The organism is Arthrobacter sp. MYb229 (assembly GCF_002975405.1).
In the GTDB taxonomy this organism is placed as follows: domain Bacteria; phylum Actinomycetota; class Actinomycetes; order Actinomycetales; family Micrococcaceae; genus Glutamicibacter.
Window position 1 is genome coordinate 1,044,272 of the sequence record NZ_PCPS01000001.1, and the last position, 17,922, is coordinate 1,062,193.

Below are 17,922 nucleotides of genomic sequence, written 5' to 3' on the forward strand. Positions count from 1 at the left end.
TGAAGCATACCGACCGCAAGTTGTCGGAATCGGGAACTTCACGAGAAACTAGTAACCATGCGCATTTATCCCCTGGTCTTCAAGCATGTTTTCACCAAGATGGATCCTGAAAAGGCCCATTACTTCGCCTTTGACGCCATCAAGCTCATGCAACGTGTGGGATTGACCAAGGCAGCCCGAAAGTTTTTTGCCCCCGATCCGAAACTCCAGCGAACCGTGATGGGGATAGATTTTCCATCACCATTCGGCCTGGCAGCCGGGTTTGATAAGGGGGCCACCGGTATTTTGGCGTTGAGCGACATCGGTTTCGGCCATGTCGAAATCGGTACCGTGACCGGTCAGGCGCAGCCGGGCAACCCCTTGCCACGGCTTTTCCGTCTTGTTGATGACCGTGCGGTGATCAACCGCATGGGCTTCAACAATGAAGGAGCCGAGGTCGTCGCCGCCCGCGTCGCCACCGCACGCCAGCGGCTCAAGTCCGACTATGCCGGCACCCGCCCGGTCATCGGAGTGAACATTGGCAAGACCAAGTTGGTCGAACTAGACGATGCGGTGGGCGATTACCTGCAGTCCACGCGTCAGCTGGCCAACCATGCGGATTATTTGGTGGTCAATGTTTCCAGCCCGAACACTCCGGGCCTGCGCCTGTTGCAAAGCGTTGAGTCGCTGCGACCGCTGCTCAGCGAAGTCGGGCAGTTGGCCGATCAGGTCTCCGGCCGCCACATCCCGCTATTGGTGAAGATCGCACCGGATTTGAGCGATGAAGATCTCGCCGATGTCGCGACGTTGGCTACCGAGCTAGGCCTGGATGGGATTATCGCCACCAATACGACGATTGGACGCGAAGACTTGTCCAGCGATGCCGCCAAGGTCGAAGAAATCGGCGCCGGCGGCTTGTCCGGTGCTCCGTTGAAAGAACGCTCGCTGGAAGTGCTTCGCCAGCTACGTGAATTGGTCCCCTCGAAGATGGCCATCATTTCCGTCGGCGGCGTGGAGAACGTCGCCGACGTCGAGACACGGCTCGCTGCGGGCGCCGATCTCGTTCAGGGGTACACCGCGTTCCTCTATGAGGGTCCGTTCTGGGCACGCGCCATCAACAAGGAACTAGCTAGCCGCCGGTAATCTGCTGTCGAAGGATCGGTCTGAAGCTCCCGAAATACCGTTTCGGGAGCTTCGCTGTCTCTGGGTGCCATTTCCCGCGTGAAAAACCGCCCAACGCTGGGGGAGAAGCTGGCCAGCCCAATGCGGCCGTGCTCATCGGCACCATCTGTTACCAAATCCAAACCTTGTGGATACTCGCAAAGAGCTGGTAAACCCGTTTACAAGGGCAAATGTGATGCAGCAGTGGCGGCACAGGCTTTTGAGTTTTATAACCTTGTAAAGCGATTCACAAGGTTTCTACGTTGTGAATGGCCTCGCTTTATGCGGGGCTGAACGACATAAAAGAAGGGCGGATTCCATAAGGAATCCGCCCTAGAAGATTTGGACAATGAAACTAGTCGATGTCGGCGCCGCGCTTAATCTGCGGCTTCGGCAGGCGCAGCTTGCGGAACTGCATGCCGCGCATCGCCGCGTACATGCGGATTCCACGATCCATGGAGCCGAATTTAGCGACCAAGCGGCGCTTGAGCAGCACCGTAGTGACGATCAATTCGATGATCACCAGGGCGATGACAACCCACAGGGCACCCTGCACGTACATCTGTACCGAGAGGTTCTGATTGAACGTCAACGACAAGATCAGGAATGCGAAGATTACGAACATCATGAATTCGCTGAACATCCAGCGCGAGTCGATGAAGTTACGGGCATAGCGCTTCTGCGGACCCTTGTCGCGAGGCATCAGGTAGCGTTCGTCACCGGTCTCATTGGCGATGCGCAAGCGGTTCTGGGCTTCGATGCGTCGTTGACGATCGGCTTCCTTGGCTGCCTTGCGATCGGTAGGCACTAGTGGGCGCTGGCGGCTGGCTTGCTGCGCGCTGCGCTTAGGGGTCGGGCCAGTCTTGCGGCCGTCAGTTGATTCGGGAGCCAGTGCAGTCGGCTCCTCATTTGCGGGGGATTGAGAGTCATCTTTTTTACGTCCAAACACGCCCCTATCCTACCGGGTTGTTTGCGGCACAGTGACATTAGCAACCTAGGTCATTGCTAGGCTGAAGTCATGACAAATAATTCTTCAGTCGTCGCCTCGAACCATGGCGTCGATGTCACTGCCCTGAAAAGTCATATCGAGAAGAACTTTGAGAAGATCCTCAAAGAGCTCGGTTCGCTGGTAGCCATCCCTGGCGTCGCTTGGGAATCCTTCGATCCGGCCAATCTGGAAGAAAGCGCTCAGGCCGTGGCCGCGCTGGCGCGTGACGCTGGCATGGAGAGCGTTGAGATTCTGCGCGAGCCAGCCGAGGATGGCGTCATGGGCGCACCGGCGGTGGTGGCTCGCCGCATGGCCCAGCCTGGCAAGCCAACCGTCCTGCTCTACGCGCATCACGATGTCCAGCCTCCTGGCAACGAAGAAGACTGGAACACTCCGGCCTTTGAAGCCACGAAGGTGGGGGAGCGGCTCTATGGCCGCGGTGCCGCGGACGATAAAGCGGGCATCATGGTGCACATTGCTTCCCTGTGCGCGGTGCTGGATTCCGTGGCGGATTTTGGTGTCGGCGTCACCTACTTCTTCGAGGGTGAAGAAGAGGCTGGTTCGCCATCCTTCAGGAACTTCCTGGAGGCGCATCAGGACAAGCTCGCGGCCGACGTTATCGTAGTGGCCGACTCCTCTAACTGGGCCGTGGGAACTCCCGCCCTGACCAGCTCGCTGCGCGGCATGGCGGCCGCGGAAATCACCGTGCGCTCGCTGGGGCACGCAGTTCACTCGGGCATGTTTGGCGGCCCGGTGCTCGACGCACCGGTTCTTGCAGCGAAACTCATTGCGTCATTCCATGATGAAAATGGTTCGGTTGCCGTGCCCGGTTTGGTGGCGAACGATATCGCCGAGGTTGACTTCGATGAGTCCGAGTTCCGCCGCGACAGCTCGGTGCTTGAATCCGTTCAACTGGCAGGCACGGGCAAGATCACGGACCGCTTGTGGAATAAACCAGCGCTCAGTGTCATTGGAATGGATATGCCCAGTGTTGATCGCTCGTCCAATACCCTGATCCCGCAAACGCGCTTCAAGGTATCGATGCGTTTGGCTCCAGGACAGGAACCAAGCCAGGCCTTGGCCTCGCTGGAAGCTCATGTGAACTCCGTGGACCTGCGTGGTGCCGAGGTGCAGTTTGTGGCTACCGAAGCAGGTAGCGCCTATCAGGCGGATCTTGAAGCTTCGGCTAATGGCACCGCACGCTGGGCCCTGGAGCAGTCGTGGGGAGTTGAGCCGGTCAGCATGGGCCTGGGTGGATCGATTCCGTTCATTGCAGATCTGCTCGACGTATTCCCGCAGGCCCAGATCCTGGTGACCGGCGTGGAAGACCCCGACTCGCGGGCGCACTCGGCTAATGAGTCGCTTCACATTGGGGACTTCCAGAAGGCGATTGTCGCAGAAGCCCTGCTGTTGGCGCGGATTAATTCCGAAGGCCTGTGAACCGCGTCATACAAGGAGAAGTTCTGAGAGCATTTTCAGCGACCGCGACGTAGTATTGAATCAAGAAAAGGCGCCATATAACCTGAAGATATTCGGGCCGACGGTGTCACACCAAGCAGTATGGGAGGAAAATCATGACTGCAGCAGTTGACCAGACCAAGGGTGACTCAACCGAGCTACCAACCCACGAGGTAGAAATTTCCGACGTGGCTGCGCAGAAGGTGCGTTCACTTCTGGAGCAGGAAGGCCGTGACGACCTTCGTTTGCGTATCGCCGTTCAGCCTGGCGGCTGCTCGGGCCTGATTTACCAGCTCTACTTTGACGAGCGCATGCTCGAAGGTGACGCACTGCGTGACTTCGACGGCGTAGAGGTCATCGTCGACAAGATGAGCGTGCCGTATCTCTCCGGCGCTTCGATCGATTTCGAAGACACAATTTCAAAGCAGGGCTTCACCATTGATAACCCTGCAGCCTCCGGCTCCTGCGCCTGTGGAGATTCCTTCCACTAGGCCTTAGGGAACTAACGCCGCCGTTCAAACGTTGAAGAAATTTCTCGTTAGAACGGCGGCGTTTTTCGGTATTCTGGGGTCGAAGAGGGTAAGCTCTACATTAAGTAGTAAAACTATGTTTCCCTTCGTGAGCCACCTCACCGTGCAACTCGTTTAGCCGCGAGGTGACTTATGAAGACCACATTCTGCACCAACAAAGAGGAAGGGCCGTCTGTGAGTTCGCAACACCGAACCGGCAGTCTCGGATCCGCCAAGGCAAAAGTTATTGCCTTGGTTGGCGCCGGCGCATTGCTGCTGACGGGATGTACAGCGGAGGCTAAACGCGGTTGGCTCCCAAATGTGGAGCGCGATACCACGAACCACACTGGAGCAATCCAGGATCTATGGGTTCACTCTTGGATCGCCGTGATCATTATCGGAATTCTGACCTGGGGTCTGATGCTTTGGTGCGTCGTGGCTTACCGTCGCCGTAAGACCGATACTGGTTACCCACGTCAGCTGAGCTACAACCTGCCATTGGAGATCTTCTACACGGCCATTCCTTTGGTCCTTGTTTTGGTCTTCTTTAGCTTCAATAACACTGTTGAGAAGTCAATCAACGCACCTGTGGATTCCGAGGTCGTCGTAGACGTCCGCGCGAAGCAGTGGTCGTGGGACTTCAACTACAGCTACCAGGGCCAGGAGAAGTACTTCGCTGGCGAACAGGCTCACCTGAACAAGGACGGCTCGGCTGGCGTGAAGGAATCACTGCCTACCTTGTACCTGCCTGCAGGTAAGTCGGTAACGCTCGAGCTTAACAGCCGCGATGTTATCCACTCGTTCTGGGTTCCAGCATTCCTTCAGAAGCTGGACATGATTCCAGGCAAGACCAACTACATCTACCTGACCCCACAGGTTGAGGGTAACTTCGATGGCAAGTGCGCCGAGCTTTGCGGCGAGTACCACTCGGAGATGCTCTTCAACGTTGCGGTCGTTAGCGACGCAGAGTTCAAGGCTGAACTTGCCAAGCTGGAAGATGGCCACATTGGTGAGGAATACGACCGTCAGCCTAACAAGGTCAACTCCATCGTTGTGGAGCACGGTCACGCAGAGGAAGGAGAGTAATCGCTATGACTACGTTTGAGTATGCTACCGACGACGTCAAGTCGATTGCCCCATCCGTCGTGCCGAAGTCAAAGGGTCGACTCTTTGTCGACTACATTACTTCGACCGACCACAAGAAGATCGGGTACATGTACCTGATCACCTCGTTCATCATGTTCTGCATCGGTGGCGTCATGGCGCTGCTGATTCGTGCGGAACTGTTCGAGCCAGGTATGCAGATCCTGCAGACCAAGGAACAGTACAACCAGCTGTTCACCATGCACGGCACCGTCATGCTTCTGATGTTCGCAACCCCGCTCTTCGCAGGTTTTGCCAACGTGATGATGCCACTGCAGATCGGTTCCCCGGATGTGGCCTTCCCACGTCTGAACGCATTGGCCTTCTGGTTCTTCTCCTTGGGCTCGACTATCGCCCTGGCTGGCTACCTCACCCCTCAGGGTGCCGCTAGCTTCGGTTGGTTCGCTTACGCACCATTGTCGAACACCACCTTCTCGCCAGGCATCGGTGGAGACCTTTGGGTCTTCGGCCTTGCACTGTCGGGCTTCGGTACCATCCTTGGCGCCGTCAACTTCATCACCACCATCATCTGCTTGCGTGCTCCTGGCATGACCATGTGGCGCATGTCGATCTTCGCGTGGAATACCTTGATCACCTCGATCTTGGTCCTGATGGCCTTCCCACCGCTGGCAGCTGCGCTGTTCGCCTTGGGTGCAGATCGCCGCTTCGGGGCACATATCTTCGACCCGGATAATGGTGGAGCCGTTCTCTGGCAGCACCTGTTCTGGTTCTTCGGTCACCCAGAGGTTTACATTATTGCGTTGCCGTTCTTCGGTATCGTTTCGGAGATCTTCCCGGTCTTCAGCCGCAAGCCGATCTTCGGCTACAAGGGCCTGGTTTTCGCGACCATCTCCATTGCAGCTCTTTCGGTCTCCGTTTGGGCTCACCACATGTACGTGACCGGTTCCGTGATGCTGCCGTTCTTCGGCTTCATGACGATGCTGATCGCGGTGCCGACCGGCGTGAAGTTCTTCAACTGGATCGGCACCCTGTGGCGAGGTTCGATTACCTTCGAAACTCCAATGCTGTGGAGCATCGGCTTCCTGATCACCTTCTTGTTCGGTGGACTGACCGGTATCATCCTTTCCGCTCCATCGCTGGACTTCCACGTTTCGGATACCTACTTCGTGGTGGCACACTTCCACTACGTGGTCTTCGGCACCGTGGTGTTCGCAATGTTCGCCGGCTTCTACTTCTGGTGGCCAAAGTGGACCGGCAAGATGCTCAACGAGCGCCTTGGCAAGATCCACTTCTGGCTGCTGTTCATCGGCTTCCACGGCACCTTCCTGATCCAGCACTGGCTGGGCGTTATGGGTATGCCACGTCGTTACGCTGACTACATGCCAGAAGATGGCTTCACCGCCATGAACCAGGTTTCGACCGTGTTCGCCTTCATCCTGGGCATGTCGATGATTCCGTTCTTCTGGAATGTGTGGGTCACTCACCGCAATGGCAAGAAGGTTGAAGTTGACGATCCATGGGGCTTCGGCGCATCGCTGGAGTGGGCAACCTCTTGCCCTCCACCACGTCACAACTTCCACTCGATCCCACGAATCCGCTCCGAGCGCCCTGCGCTGGATCTGCACCACCCAGAACTGAGTGGTCGTTCCACTCCTACTGCTGGTGCCGCAAAGATCTTCGGACCGGCTGACCAGAAGGACCTGTAAAGATGAAAGTTGAATCCTGGCTTTTCCTGGGTGGAATCTTCTTCTTCACCCCAGTGGCAATTGTCTATGGCTACATGACCAACTGGAACGAATGGGTAGGCCTGCTGGCTCTGCTCATGCTCACCGGTTTGTCGGCCATGGTCGGCGGTTACCTGTTCTTCACCGCCAAGCGTGTTGGTGCTCGTCCAGAGGACCGCATTGATGGCGAAATCCACGAGAACGCCGGAGACCTCGGTCTGTTCTCGCCATGGAGCTGGTGGCCACTGGTACTTGCCGGTGCCGCAGCAATTGGCTTCCTCGGCTTGGCCGTTGGATGGTGGGTCTTCTACATTGGAGCAGGCCTATCGGTAGTCGCACTTGTTGGCTGGGTTTACGAATACAGCCGCGGCGATCACGCCCACTAAGTAGTTCTCTTAACGGGGTGACAAGTTTTTACTTGTCACCCCGTTAGTATTTTAAGCAGCACCGCCTTGTCAAAGGAGATCCTCGTGCGTTACTCGCCGACGCCAGCCGTTACCGCCACACTCGATGCACAGAGCAAGACGAGCAAGTATCGCCAGATCCGTGACATTCTGAAGACGCATGCCCGGGAGGCCTGCAAGCCAGGTTATAAGCTTCCACCCGAGCGTGAGCTGGCCGCTCACTTTGGCGTGGCGCGAAAGACCATCCGCCAGGCAATTGATGCCTTGGTCGATGAGCAGGTACTCAAACGCGTGGTCGGCATCGGCACCTTCGTGGTCCCGGAAAAAATGGATCTCCGCGTACGGCTGCACTCGTACTCCGAAGATATGATGCGCCGCGGCATGGTGCCCGACGCACGCGTGCTGGAGTTCGACGAACTCAAGGCCTCGGCCTACCTCAGCGCGCAGCTCATGGTTGACGAGGGCACGGCGGTGATCCGCTTCAAGCGTCTGCTGCTTGCGGACGGCACCCCCATGAGCCTGGATGAGAACTACATGCCCGCGGACCTGGTGCCAGGCTTCACCGACGGACCGCCGCCATCCAAGCTCTATCAGGCGCTCCACGAGCGCTACGGGATCTTGCTGGAGTGGGGCGAAGACCAGGTTGAAAGCACCGCCGCAAGCAGCGCGCAAGCGCTACTGCTCGGTGTTGAACCTGGCTTCCCACTTCTGCAGATCACCCGATATGCCTACATTGGCGAGCGGCTTGCCGACTATTCGGTCTCGCTGTATCGCTCAGACCGGTACAAGCTCTTTGTGCCGCTGCAACGGCTCGGAACGCGCACACCTCGCTATACGGAGAATTTCTAGGCTTAGAATCGCGTACAGCGGCTCTGGCGAGTGTTCCACCATTGCCTAATTGCTTCCGACCGCCCTCAGCGCCGTAGCTCTCCTGCGCTGACTACCGAATCAAAAATCATGCATTCGCTCCTGCTTTATTGTTCTGCGAGATTGGGGTCTGAGGAAGATCGGTACGGAAATTCACGCTAAAGAGTCTGAGGCCTGTTGAATGGGTTCCATGGCGGTCGATTTTCTAAGTGATGAGCAGGCAGCAGGGTTCGGCGGATTCCCCGACGAGGTATCGGCGGAGGACCTGGAACGTTTCTGTTGGTTGGACGATGCAGACCTGTCGGTAGTTGGTCGCCGTCGGGGAATGCACAATCGCCTGGGATTTGCTGTCCAACTGATCACGGTGCGGGTGGCAGGACGGTTCCTGACGGATCCATTGGCTGTTCCGTGGCCGGTGGTGGAATTCCTGGCCGGGCAGTTGGATATTGCGGATGCTTCCGTGCTCAAGCTGTATGCGCAGCGGGGACAGACCGGGTATGAGCATGCCGCGGAAATTTCCATCGTGTACGGGTATGCGGATTTCTCCGATTCGGCCAGCCACGCGGAGCTGAGGCTGTTCCTGGAGGCCCGGGCCTGGACGTCGTCGGAGGGACCGGTGCGTCTGTTTGAACGGACGGTGCTCTGGCTGCGTGAACGCAAGGTCCTTCTCCCCGGCGTCTCTACGTTGACACGACTGGTTATAGAGGTCCGTGCCGGAGCAAATGACCGCCTCCATTCCATGCTGGTTGACGCGGCCGGCCCCGCCTTGATCCTGGAATTGGAAGGCCTGCTTCGCGTTGGGGAGGGATCACGGCTGACCGCGTGGGAAAGATTGCGGACCGGGCCCTCGAGGGTATCGGTGCCAGAGTTGTTGCGGCAGTTGGAGCGGCTGGGTCGCTTGCGGGCACTGGGTGCCGGGTCCATCGATGTGGAGATGATCCCCGAGGGTCGGATGAATGCCCTAGCCCGCTACGGGTTGGCGGGCAAGACCTCATCGCTTCGAGAACTATCAGACCAGCGGCGGGGTGCGACACTGCTCTGTGCCGTGCGCGCCTTGACGTCAGAAGTTGCCGATGATTTGTGTGATGCCTTGGACGCCATTGTCACCGAACGCGTTCTTCGCAAGGCAGCCAGGGAATCCAGTGCCGCCCGGTTGAAATCCCTGCCACGCTTGTCCAAGGCCTCACTGCAATTGGCGAAGGCCGCGAAAACACTGGTCGAGGTGTTGGACAACACGGAGTATTCCGGCGCAGAGGCCGCCTCGGTGCTGGCCGATCAGGTTTCCTTGCCCGAGATACGCGCCGCGCTGGAGGTGGTGAACGAAGTGGTGAATCCCGACGGAACCGGGGCGGACACTGCAACCGAGATGATGCGCCGGTTCGCCACCGTGCGCTCGTTCCTGCCGGCGTTGGCCGCGGCGGCACCCTTCGGGGCCACCGCGGGCGGGACGCCAACGTTGGCGGCGCTGACGGCGCTGCCGGAAGTTCTGGACGGCCGCAAAAAGGACCCGGCCGAGGTTGATCTGTCCGTGCTCTCGCCGGCTTGGCAGCGTCTTGTCACGGTTGCGGAGGAGATCGACCGCAAGGCCTATACGGTGGCGGTGATGGAGGCCGTCCATAAGGCGCTGCGGCGTAGGGACATTTTCGTGGTGGGTGGGCGTCGCTGGGGAGATCCCCGGGCGCGGTTGCTCACCGATCCGGCGTGGCAGAAAACCAAGACTGAGACCTTGAGGGCGCTCCAGCTGCCGGAAGAGCCAGCGGACCACCTGGCCGATGTTCGCCACCGCCTTGATGCCCGTTATCTTGCGGCGGCCGAGCAACTGGCCGACAATCCCGCGATACGCATTGATGATTCCGGCAAAGTCCACCTCTCACCTTTGGAGGCCAAGACGATACCGGAGTCACTGACGCAGTTGCGGAGGTTGGTCTCCGGGATGCTGCCGCGGGTGGACCTGCCCGATGTGCTGCTGGAAGTGCATTCCTGGACGGGGTTCCTCTCGGAATTCAGCCACGTCTCGGAGGCCTCCGCAAGGATGGGCCAGCTCAGCGTTTCGGTCGCCGCCATCCTGGTTGCCGAGGCATGCAACGTCGGCCTGACACCGGTGGTCAAGGAAGGCCACCCCGCACTGACTCGGGGACGCCTGACGCACGTAGATCAAAACTATGTACGCGCCGATACGCTTCGCGCGGCCAACGCCCGTCTAATCCAGGCCCAGTCCGGTCTGGGACTCGCGCAACGCTGGGGCACAGGCTTGTTGGCGTCAGTCGACGGAATGCGGTTCGTGGTGCCGGTGGCCACCGTCAATTCCGGGGCAAATCCCCGGTACTTTGGCCACGGTCGTGGATTGACTTGGCTGAACTATCTCAACGACCAGGTCTCCGGGCTGGGTGCCGTCGTGGTCCCGGGAACGGTCCGCGATTCCCTGCATATTTTGGATGGGCTGCTCGATCTTGATGGCGGCCAACGCCCCGAAATGGTCGCCACCGATACGGCCTCCTACTCGGACCAGGTTTTCGGGCTCTTCACCCTGCTCGGATACCGGTTCTCACCCCGCCTGGCAGGGTTACCGGACCAACGGTTCTGGCGCGTCGACGCCACGGCGGACTATGGGAAGCTGAACGCGGTGGCCGGCCGCAACCGAATCAACATGGAGCTCATTACGGCGAACTGGCCGGACATGCTTCGCCTTGCCGGGTCCTTGACCGCCGGGACGGTGCGCGCCTCGGAAATCCTGCGGGTCACCCAGGGCGGTGGGACACCAACTCTGCTCGGAAAGGCGTTGGCGGAGTACGGCAGAATAGCCAAGACCGAGCATCTGCTGGACTTCATCGATGCCGACGAGGGTTATCGTCGGCAAATCCACACCCAGTTGACTGTGCAGGAATCCAGACATGCGCTGGCCAGACTCGTCTTTCATGGCAGGAGAGGCCAGATACGCCAGTCCTACCGGGAGGGCCAGGAAGACCAACTTGGCTCACTCGGTCTGGTGCTGAACGCGGTCATCTTGTGGAACACCCGCTACCTGGACGCCGCGCTCACCGAACTCCGCGACCGCGGCGTCCCCGTTGCCGACGAGGACGTACAACGACTGTCGCCGCTGGTCTCGGAACACATCAACATGCTGGGTCGCTACTCTTTCGCCGCGGACTCCACCGGCACGCAACTTCGACCTTTCAGGAACCCCGACGAGGACCGGGAAGCCTGAACGAAGCAATACAGCGCTGACATCTACCGGCCCGCGAGGGGAACCCTCTACGGGACACCTCCCGAACGCACGGATAAGATTCGGTGCAACATGTTCACAGAGCTGAAAGCCAGGCATTACAGTGGTTGCGAAATCAGACAACACGAACGCGTCAACTAATCGCCGTCATGCGCCCCACTTAAGCGAACGAGTAGCTAAAACGGATCAACGACTTACAGGCTCTCGCAGAGTGGTGGCAGTGAACCGCGCATGCGATTGCTGAACCAGAAGTACAACGATGCATAGACCAATGAGCAGCAACGATTCACGCAGCACAATCGCTAACGGAAACAATACCGGCGTATTGAGACTGAAAAGCACGTCACCAAGGTTTGGTCCTGTCGCAACAAGAATTAGCCCACTAGCAAGGCAAAAATTCCGAACTCGCAACCCGCCACGGCCCCAGAGCACCATTAGCCCTGGCAACAGATACACCCAATGGTGCATCCAACTTACGGGAGACACCATGCACGCGGTCAGGCCAATGACGATCGCCGCTTGGATATTGCCACCCCGACGAAAAACCCTCGCCGCAGCATAAAGACCAAGTGCGGCAGCGATCAGAGTCAGCGCTACCGCTGGAATGGCAGTCCAATCCCCTAATGCCGCAAAAGCTCCTTGGATGGAGTTGTTTCCCGATGTGGAGAATAGCCCATCGAGGGAGACCCGATCAGATAAATTCCAGAGCACTCTAGTAGCAAAATCAATGCTCATGGATGGATAAGCGAATGCCGCAACAACTGTCACAGCAAGAGCAGCCATGGAGCTGGTCAAGGCAGCCCGTTTCTGCCCAGTAATGACGAAGTAAACAATGAAAAGAGCTGGCGTAAGTTTCACGGCCGCTGCGATTCCCACAAGTACCCCTCTGGGAATGAACCGCAGAATTCGATTTTCAGAATTACGCCCTATGTCAATCAGCACCAGGGCCATAAGGAATACATTGATTTGGCCGAAGATGATGTGGCTGGCCATAACGATACTGCAAGACGCAATGAATCCGACTATGCCGACAACTGCAGGCTGGTTACGATGCTTCAACGGCAGCAAGCTGCGCAGAACGAGCCCCATCGTCAGCGCTGAAGCGATAGACCAAAGGAAGTAGGCAGTTTTAGCTGTAAGGATGTTCAAGGGAAGGAAGGCTAAAGCAGCAAAGGGAGTGTAGGTAAACGGCAATCCCTCGGTCGGCATGTCGGTTCCATGGATGTTGCCGGCGTAGATGTTCTCACCCGCTGCCGCCAGTCCCGCCCCATAGTGGTAGACATAGAAATCGACGGGGTTGACCTGACTTACGAGTCCAGCCAGGAAGCAGACGCTGATAAGCGCAGAAAAGAAGAGCGCGACTATGCTCATCCAGCGTGATTGGCAGGCCCAAGCTCGTCGGATGATTCCATTCCGGATCTTGCTCGCGGTCGGAACTTGGGGTTTAACCTGCAGCACATCATCAGGATTGCAATCGAGCTTAGAACAAAGTACTGCCAGCGTGGATAACTTGATGCCCGTAGCATCACCGATGCACAATTTGTGCAGATCCTCGACCGGTACGCCGGTACGTTGAGCGGCCTGGTCGAGACTGATGTTACGCAGTCGGAGCGTGTTCTCCAGGACGCTGATGGTTTGCGTTCCGGTAATCTTCGCTTCACGCATTAATGCTTGCACCGGTGTTTCTCCTTAGCTCCGGTAAACGGTGAGGAGGTCACCGACATCGCATTCAAGGACATGGCAGATGGCTCTCAAAGTCGTGAAACGGATGGCTTTGGCATGCCCGTTTTTGAGTAAGGACAGATTGACGATGCTGACTTCCACTCTTTTGCTGAGCTCTGTCAATGTCATTTCTGCATTTATAAGCAGTTCGTCCAAGTGGCAAACGATCAGTGCTTCTTCGGCCTGCTTGCGAGTCTTGGCCACTAGACGAGTCCTTTTGCATCGCGGTTCAGCGCATCGCCACTCCGAAATACAGCGGCTAACAATAAGGCGATCAATCCCACGTACACAGGCATCAGATTGAAGCTTGAGCTGGCGTAATACACGAGATCACCAACGCCTAAGGGGCTGATTCCCGAATCAATTCCGGACAGCTGTGAAACCGTGGCCTTCTTTGCTGCTCCTTCAAGAAATGGCCCCAGTGCTCCGGCTACTATTGCTGTGAATCCCGAGATCGCTACTGGCCACGCGAACCCGCCGGCGAAAGGTGTTCCTCTGATCAGTCGGTAACACAGGAACACGACGGTAACCGTGGCGAATAGAACGGCTGCCGCAGTAAGCGTTGCCGAAGAGATAAAGAGGGTTTGTATTGATGAGTCGATGGTGGTTACCTGCACGCGGAGCGTTTCGACTTGAAGCGAGACTACATTTGAGTCGAGGCTTCCTGCATCAATGTGCTGGAAAGAAGGGACGGAGAAATTCAGCTTGCCGGCTTGGATTTGGAAAATCCGTAGCCATGCCTGGTATCCGACGTAGCAACCGATAGCCAGGGTCAGCATCGCGACGATAGCAAGTGATCCTAAAGTTACGCCACGTCGAGTTCCAGTGAGAAGTTTGTGCATCATCTACCGCCTTTACGATATTCGTTATTAACGTTTATCGTAATGCATGATTGTTGTCGCGTCTATCGGCCCAGGATTCACTACGCCCTTCGGTGCCACCTTCAGGGGGTTACTCGGTTTGGCTGTTGCGGTTCAGGAGGAGGGTGTGAATGGCATCCAGTCAAGGTTTCTTCGCGGCACTTCGGGGAACGCTGCGGGCCCGCACGGGATACTCCCGTGATGCTGCCCGCCGGATTTGAAGCTAGGGGCCACCAGTGCTTGTAGCGCTGGAATCTCTTTCTCGGACACCCATCGATGGATTCGAAAATGTTCCGCAAGCCGAACCTTCACCGGGACGCACTCACTTCTCCCGAATCTTGCCTGTTTCTAGGCTTTAAAAGTTGCGCGACTGAGGCCTTGAAGTTGATATTTCGCGCGTTGAGCACTTAATCAAAACCATAACTCGATTGGTTATCTGTTAACCTTGAATTTTTGCCGGACCATCTATGCGACCCATGACTCGGGTGCATCAAGGAGTTTTTTCGTGAGTACCTCGAACGGTTCATCTTCTATCCCGACTGGGGCGCAGGGAGCCGGCGTCGTTTCTGTAGCTCGCGCCGGATCTTGGATCTGGTTGTTGCTCATTGGTGTGGCTGTGTTCGCCGTAGTGATGGTTGTAGTTGTCAAGGATCCGGTCACGACCTGGACTATGGGGCCAACGGCTGTTTTCTCATTGTTTGCAGGATGGTGCTTCAGCCGTGGAAAAGTCGTCGTAGACGATTCAGGAGTACGAGTTTACGGCGGCGGAGTCGTCAAGATGCTCGGCGTGAAGGCTGAAGACGTCACCTCGGCAGAAGCGAAAGACATCAGCCCCGCAGAATACGGTGGCTGGGGCCTACGCGTGTCCGGGGCCGGAACGGCATTCATCCTCAAGGAAGGTCCGGGTCTGGTGGTGGAGCGGAAGCACGGTGCGCCTCGTATCTACTCGGTAGCGACCGAAACAGATGGACAGCAAATGGCTAAGACGCTGAATCAGATTGCAGCAAAAAACGCGGGCTAGTTCACCGCGTCGGGGGGTTCTGGGCAGAACAAAAGGGAACCCCTGAACCAGCAAAAGCACTGTCAGTCCATGCGATCGTTCAATGGACAGACAGTGCTTTTGCTGTCTTAAGTGCCCAGATTCTTGTTATCCACTGCTCCGAATTTCCTGGAGATGAAAAGTGTCCCGCAAGCCGGTCCTCCACCGGACACGCCAACCGCTGACCTGCTGCTTTGCTAATGGTGACCTATGAAGTGTCCGTATAGGGTGTACGGTGAACTGTCCGGTGAAGGATCCCTATGTGACACACTGATCTACATGTCTAAGATCATGGTCGGTTACGCACGCGTGTCCACGGAGGAGCAAGACCTCACCGCCCAGCGTGATGCCCTGGCATCCCTCGGCGTTGAACCCGAACGCGTCTATGTTGATCATGGCTTTACCGGCAGGAACAAGAATCGCGCAGGACTTCACGAAGCCCTCGCCGCCTGCCGGGCCGGAGATACCTTCGTCGTTACCAAACTCGACCGCCTGGCCCGGTCCGTCCGAGACGCCCACGAGATAGCCGACGACCTCGCCAGACGCGAAATTAGACTCAGCATCGGTGGTTCCGTCCACGACCCCACCGACCCAATGGGCAAACTGCTGTTCAACGTCCTGGCGATGATCGCTGAGTTCGAAGCCGACCTCATCAGCATGCGCACCCGCGAAGGAATGAAGGTTGCCAAGGCCAACGGCCGACTCCGGGGAAAACAGCCAAAACTCACCGTGAAACAAGAAACACACCTCCTCGAACTGCACGATGCCGGCAAACACACCATGACCGAAATGGCAGAACTATTCTCCATCAGCCGATCCACCATCTACCGGGCCGTTGAACGCGACCAACGCAAGAAAACCGGCACAATCACTCCGTGACCTCTTCCTGCCACCACCGAAAGATGACGTGCGGCTCTCATCCGTTGCCCCACACTGCGAAAGCTTTGCGTCGGGCATTTCGCTTTTTCGCGAGCCCTATCCACGCCAGGATCGACACCGGGATGTCGTTAGCGTGAATTTCCGTACCGATCTTCCTCAGACCCCGACTTCAGGGAAAAAGAGTCTGAGGTCGTGCTCTATAAGCTGTCCCTCTACATTTATCCCGCGATGGTCTCGGCAATGCTGGTCAGACCGCTTGTGCAGGCAACCGTGGGCTCGGTGTACCGGGTTCCTTATTACTCAAAAAAGCTGATGGCGATCGGCTTTGCCTTCGGCGTGATCTCGCCTATGGGACATTTGGTGGAGCTATCGAACCGGCAGCTGGACTGGCTCACTGATTTGATTGTCTATCCGGCGATGCTGTTCGTGTTGGCAGGTGTGACATTGGGTTGGATCTCCACCACGCTGCACCGCCATAAAGTCCCCTTCTCCCCTCGTTTACACCACCAAAAGGTCTCCTAAACTCACCAGAACGCCGATGAGAGTTCCCGCCATGACTTGTGTGGGAGTGTGATGGCCGCTGCGGATTCTCGCCCATCCCACCAGAGCGATAATCACTACCGCGATCTGCGCTCCTGCAGGCAAGGCCAGCAGACAGTGCAGGGCTGCGAAGGTGGCCAGCGCCGCGTGGATGGAAAGCTTCCAAGCGAGGTTCACGATCCCGACGATGACCAATCCGGCAAGCATGAAAAGCACTTCGGCAATGATCTGGCCTGGCGCCGAAACCGCCAGCAGCACGGCGATTCCGCCAAGGATTGATATCAGGGTGATCAGCAGGATCGGCCAACGTTGCTGGCGTTGGGTGACGTGCACGTCGGTGACCTGTCCGCGCAGTCTCATCCAGATCAGCGCCGCCCAGGGAATCAGTCCGACGAAGAGCGTGGCCACCAAGGTTGGTGGCCACGCGACGTGGGCATGTCTTAGAGGAGTGCTCAGGAGTACGAGAGTGACTAGTGCAGGCGGTGAAGCAATGTTGCTGATGAATCTGGCGTATTTTTCCACCGCTTGAGCCTAGCAATCTGATCCCTCGGAACGATAATCTCATACGGGAGAGGGCTAGGAGCCCCCTGTGCCACTTTCACTACTGCTTCTCGCACTTCCTCGCAACGTTCCAATCACCTGATATACGCCAAGGCAGAAAGCCAGTGCCAGCACAAGATGAAGGGAAGACTCATTACTGGCCTTTAGCAACCACCCTTCCCATCCCTCAAGTTCTCCAGTAGCTATGCTTTGCATCGGGTTGCCTCGTTCAATAAACGCATAGCTGTACACGACAAGGGCCACGCTTGTGGAAAAGAAACCTATGGTCAAGGCAAGCTGATTGCTCGTCGGCAGACGCCGAGGCGCGTACCAAACAGCATAAGCCGCAAGCAGCCCAACCCCCATTACAGCAACTATCTGTAAGTACGGAACACTTGGATCTTGCACACCTACAAGTTCATTATTTAGGTTTAGAACCGCCCCTCCGCGCAACCCTATTGCTTGAGCGGTCAACACCCCAAGAGTGAGGACATAAATCAACGCTATCGCCACACCTGAAACAACAAATTTCACAGTCTTGGCGTAATTTTTAATCAACATCAGATCACTCCCTTTATTCCTAGGCGTCCTGATCTCATTTCACCCAGCAATCAAGCTTCGCGTCTCCACCGATTCCATGAAATGACCAGTAGCACTCACTTGACGCGTTTTCTTTCGCAACATGAACGATGTTGTTTATCAGCCCTGCCTCGGAAGTATTGGCGCTAACTACACGATAGCCAGGATGGGAGTAGTAAGTCTTGATCGTGTGCGTTCCGATGCCTAGCTGAACCGTGGAACTCCCGCCATACACCACTGCCCTGGGACCAGAATGCCTTCGAACGTTTTCTGGTGTACTAATGTTCTTTGCGTATTGGAAAGAAGCCGCATGGGCGGAAGTTACAGAAATCGACACTGCCACAAA

The 17,922-nt window shown here is 57.0% G+C and carries 17 protein-coding genes; 11 read left to right on the plus strand and 6 right to left on the minus strand.

The annotated features are described in order from the left end of the window. Nucleotides 1–57 precede the first annotated feature (57 nt). Nucleotides 58–1,122 carry a quinone-dependent dihydroorotate dehydrogenase gene (locus tag CQ019_RS04910; RefSeq protein WP_105552127.1) on the plus strand — a complete coding sequence of 355 codons (1,065 nt, stop codon included), beginning with the start codon at nt 58–60 and terminating at the stop codon, nt 1,120–1,122. Between the two features lie 373 nt (nt 1,123–1,495). Here the strand turns inward: CQ019_RS04910 and CQ019_RS04915 are convergent, their stop codons facing one another. Further along, nucleotides 1,496–2,089 carry a DUF3043 domain-containing protein gene (locus tag CQ019_RS04915; RefSeq protein WP_096284698.1) on the minus strand — a complete coding sequence of 198 codons (594 nt, stop codon included), beginning with the start codon at nt 2,087–2,089 and terminating at the stop codon, nt 1,496–1,498. Nucleotides 2,090–2,158: 69 nt separating this feature from the next. On the opposite strand from CQ019_RS04915, the gene CQ019_RS04920 reads away from it, so the two are divergent. The 7 genes from CQ019_RS04920 to CQ019_RS04950 all read left to right on the plus strand — a co-directional run bounded on the left by CQ019_RS04920 (nt 2,159) and on the right by CQ019_RS04950 (nt 11,399). Then, the gene (locus tag CQ019_RS04920; RefSeq protein ID WP_105552126.1) at nt 2,159–3,568 is read left to right on the plus strand and encodes a dipeptidase; all 1,410 of its coding nucleotides are present in this window, start codon (nt 2,159–2,161) and stop codon (nt 3,566–3,568) included. Between the two features lie 134 nt (nt 3,569–3,702). Further along, a complete protein-coding gene (locus CQ019_RS04925) occupies nt 3,703–4,077 on the plus strand; it encodes an iron-sulfur cluster assembly accessory protein (protein WP_096284694.1) in 375 nt (124 codons plus the stop codon). Between the two features lie 213 nt (nt 4,078–4,290). Then, nucleotides 4,291–5,181: a cytochrome c oxidase subunit II gene (coxB, locus tag CQ019_RS04930; protein ID WP_096284692.1), complete on the plus strand. Its 891-nt coding sequence runs from the start codon at nt 4,291–4,293 to the stop codon at nt 5,179–5,181. A 5-nt stretch (nt 5,182–5,186) separates the two neighbouring features. Beyond that, entirely contained in the window at nt 5,187–6,905 is a 1,719-nt protein-coding gene (gene ctaD, locus CQ019_RS04935) for a cytochrome c oxidase subunit I (RefSeq protein WP_096284690.1), read from the plus strand. A gap of 2 nt (nt 6,906–6,907) precedes the next feature. Beyond that, a complete protein-coding gene (locus tag CQ019_RS04940; protein ID WP_105552125.1) occupies nt 6,908–7,309 on the plus strand; it encodes a cytochrome c oxidase subunit 4 in 402 nt (133 codons plus the stop codon). Nucleotides 7,310–7,393: 84 nt separating this feature from the next. Beyond that, a complete protein-coding gene (locus CQ019_RS04945) occupies nt 7,394–8,176 on the plus strand; it encodes a GntR family transcriptional regulator (protein ID WP_096284686.1) in 783 nt (260 codons plus the stop codon). A 208-nt stretch (nt 8,177–8,384) separates the two neighbouring features. After that, entirely contained in the window at nt 8,385–11,399 is a 3,015-nt protein-coding gene (locus CQ019_RS04950) for a Tn3 family transposase (RefSeq protein ID WP_105569271.1), read from the plus strand. Between the two features lie 204 nt (nt 11,400–11,603). On the opposite strand, the gene CQ019_RS04955 is transcribed toward CQ019_RS04950, so the two are convergent. From CQ019_RS04955 to CQ019_RS04965, 3 genes are read right to left on the minus strand one after another with little or no spacing between them, the layout of a single operon-like run. Further along, nucleotides 11,604–13,094 (minus strand): glycosyltransferase 87 family protein, encoded by a 1,491-nt coding sequence (locus CQ019_RS04955; RefSeq protein WP_146113317.1) that lies wholly within the window; start codon nt 13,092–13,094, stop codon nt 11,604–11,606. A 12-nt stretch (nt 13,095–13,106) separates the two neighbouring features. Then, a complete protein-coding gene (locus CQ019_RS04960; RefSeq protein ID WP_256382728.1) occupies nt 13,107–13,343 on the minus strand; it encodes a helix-turn-helix transcriptional regulator in 237 nt (78 codons plus the stop codon). Then, nucleotides 13,343–13,984 carry a hypothetical protein gene (locus CQ019_RS04965; protein ID WP_146113318.1) on the minus strand — a complete coding sequence of 214 codons (642 nt, stop codon included), beginning with the start codon at nt 13,982–13,984 and terminating at the stop codon, nt 13,343–13,345. Before CQ019_RS04965 ends, CQ019_RS04960 begins: the two co-directional genes overlap by 1 nt. A gap of 520 nt (nt 13,985–14,504) precedes the next feature. Between CQ019_RS04965 and CQ019_RS18205 the strand changes: the two genes are divergently transcribed. The 3 genes from CQ019_RS18205 to CQ019_RS04980 all read left to right on the plus strand — a co-directional run bounded on the left by CQ019_RS18205 (nt 14,505) and on the right by CQ019_RS04980 (nt 16,439). Beyond that, nucleotides 14,505–15,020 carry a hypothetical protein gene (locus CQ019_RS18205; RefSeq protein WP_146113319.1) on the plus strand — a complete coding sequence of 172 codons (516 nt, stop codon included), beginning with the start codon at nt 14,505–14,507 and terminating at the stop codon, nt 15,018–15,020. 297 nt (nt 15,021–15,317) lie between these two features. Next, nucleotides 15,318–15,917, plus strand: coding sequence for a recombinase family protein (locus CQ019_RS04975; protein ID WP_096253684.1), 600 nt, complete (start codon nt 15,318–15,320; stop codon nt 15,915–15,917). Nucleotides 15,918–16,109: 192 nt separating this feature from the next. Continuing rightward, nucleotides 16,110–16,439: a hypothetical protein gene (locus tag CQ019_RS04980; RefSeq protein WP_096284499.1), complete on the plus strand. Its 330-nt coding sequence runs from the start codon at nt 16,110–16,112 to the stop codon at nt 16,437–16,439. Here CQ019_RS04980 and CQ019_RS04985 read toward each other — a convergent pair. Both CQ019_RS04985 and CQ019_RS04990 read right to left on the minus strand, forming a co-directional pair. After that, nucleotides 16,416–16,979, minus strand: a complete 564-nt coding sequence (locus CQ019_RS04985) for a phosphatase PAP2 family protein (RefSeq protein ID WP_141393495.1) — start codon at nt 16,977–16,979, stop codon at nt 16,416–16,418. The genes CQ019_RS04980 and CQ019_RS04985 overlap by 24 nt on opposite strands. Before the next feature lie 54 nt (nt 16,980–17,033). After that, nucleotides 17,034–17,558: a hypothetical protein gene (locus tag CQ019_RS04990; protein WP_096284495.1), complete on the minus strand. Its 525-nt coding sequence runs from the start codon at nt 17,556–17,558 to the stop codon at nt 17,034–17,036. Nucleotides 17,559–17,922: the final 364 nt, after the last annotated feature.

What these genes read in the sequence shown, in the direction of transcription:
- CQ019_RS04990 (WP_096284495.1), bottom strand. Translation starts at nt 17,558, where the DNA reads ATGTTGATTAAAAATTACGCCAAGACTGTGAAATTTGTTGTTTCAGGT.
- CQ019_RS04965 (WP_146113318.1), bottom strand. Translation starts at nt 13,984, where the DNA reads ATGATGCACAAACTTCTCACTGGAACTCGACGTGGCGTAACTTTAGGA.
- CQ019_RS04940 (WP_105552125.1), top strand. Translation starts at nt 6,908, where the DNA reads ATGAAAGTTGAATCCTGGCTTTTCCTGGGTGGAATCTTCTTCTTCACC.
- CQ019_RS04910 (WP_105552127.1), top strand. Translation starts at nt 58, where the DNA reads ATGCGCATTTATCCCCTGGTCTTCAAGCATGTTTTCACCAAGATGGAT.
- CQ019_RS04920 (WP_105552126.1), top strand. Translation starts at nt 2,159, where the DNA reads ATGACAAATAATTCTTCAGTCGTCGCCTCGAACCATGGCGTCGATGTC.
- CQ019_RS04925 (WP_096284694.1), top strand. Translation starts at nt 3,703, where the DNA reads ATGACTGCAGCAGTTGACCAGACCAAGGGTGACTCAACCGAGCTACCA.
- CQ019_RS04975 (WP_096253684.1), top strand. Translation starts at nt 15,318, where the DNA reads ATGTCTAAGATCATGGTCGGTTACGCACGCGTGTCCACGGAGGAGCAA.
- CQ019_RS04950 (WP_105569271.1), top strand. Translation starts at nt 8,385, where the DNA reads ATGGCGGTCGATTTTCTAAGTGATGAGCAGGCAGCAGGGTTCGGCGGA.
- ctaD (WP_096284690.1), top strand. Translation starts at nt 5,187, where the DNA reads ATGACTACGTTTGAGTATGCTACCGACGACGTCAAGTCGATTGCCCCA.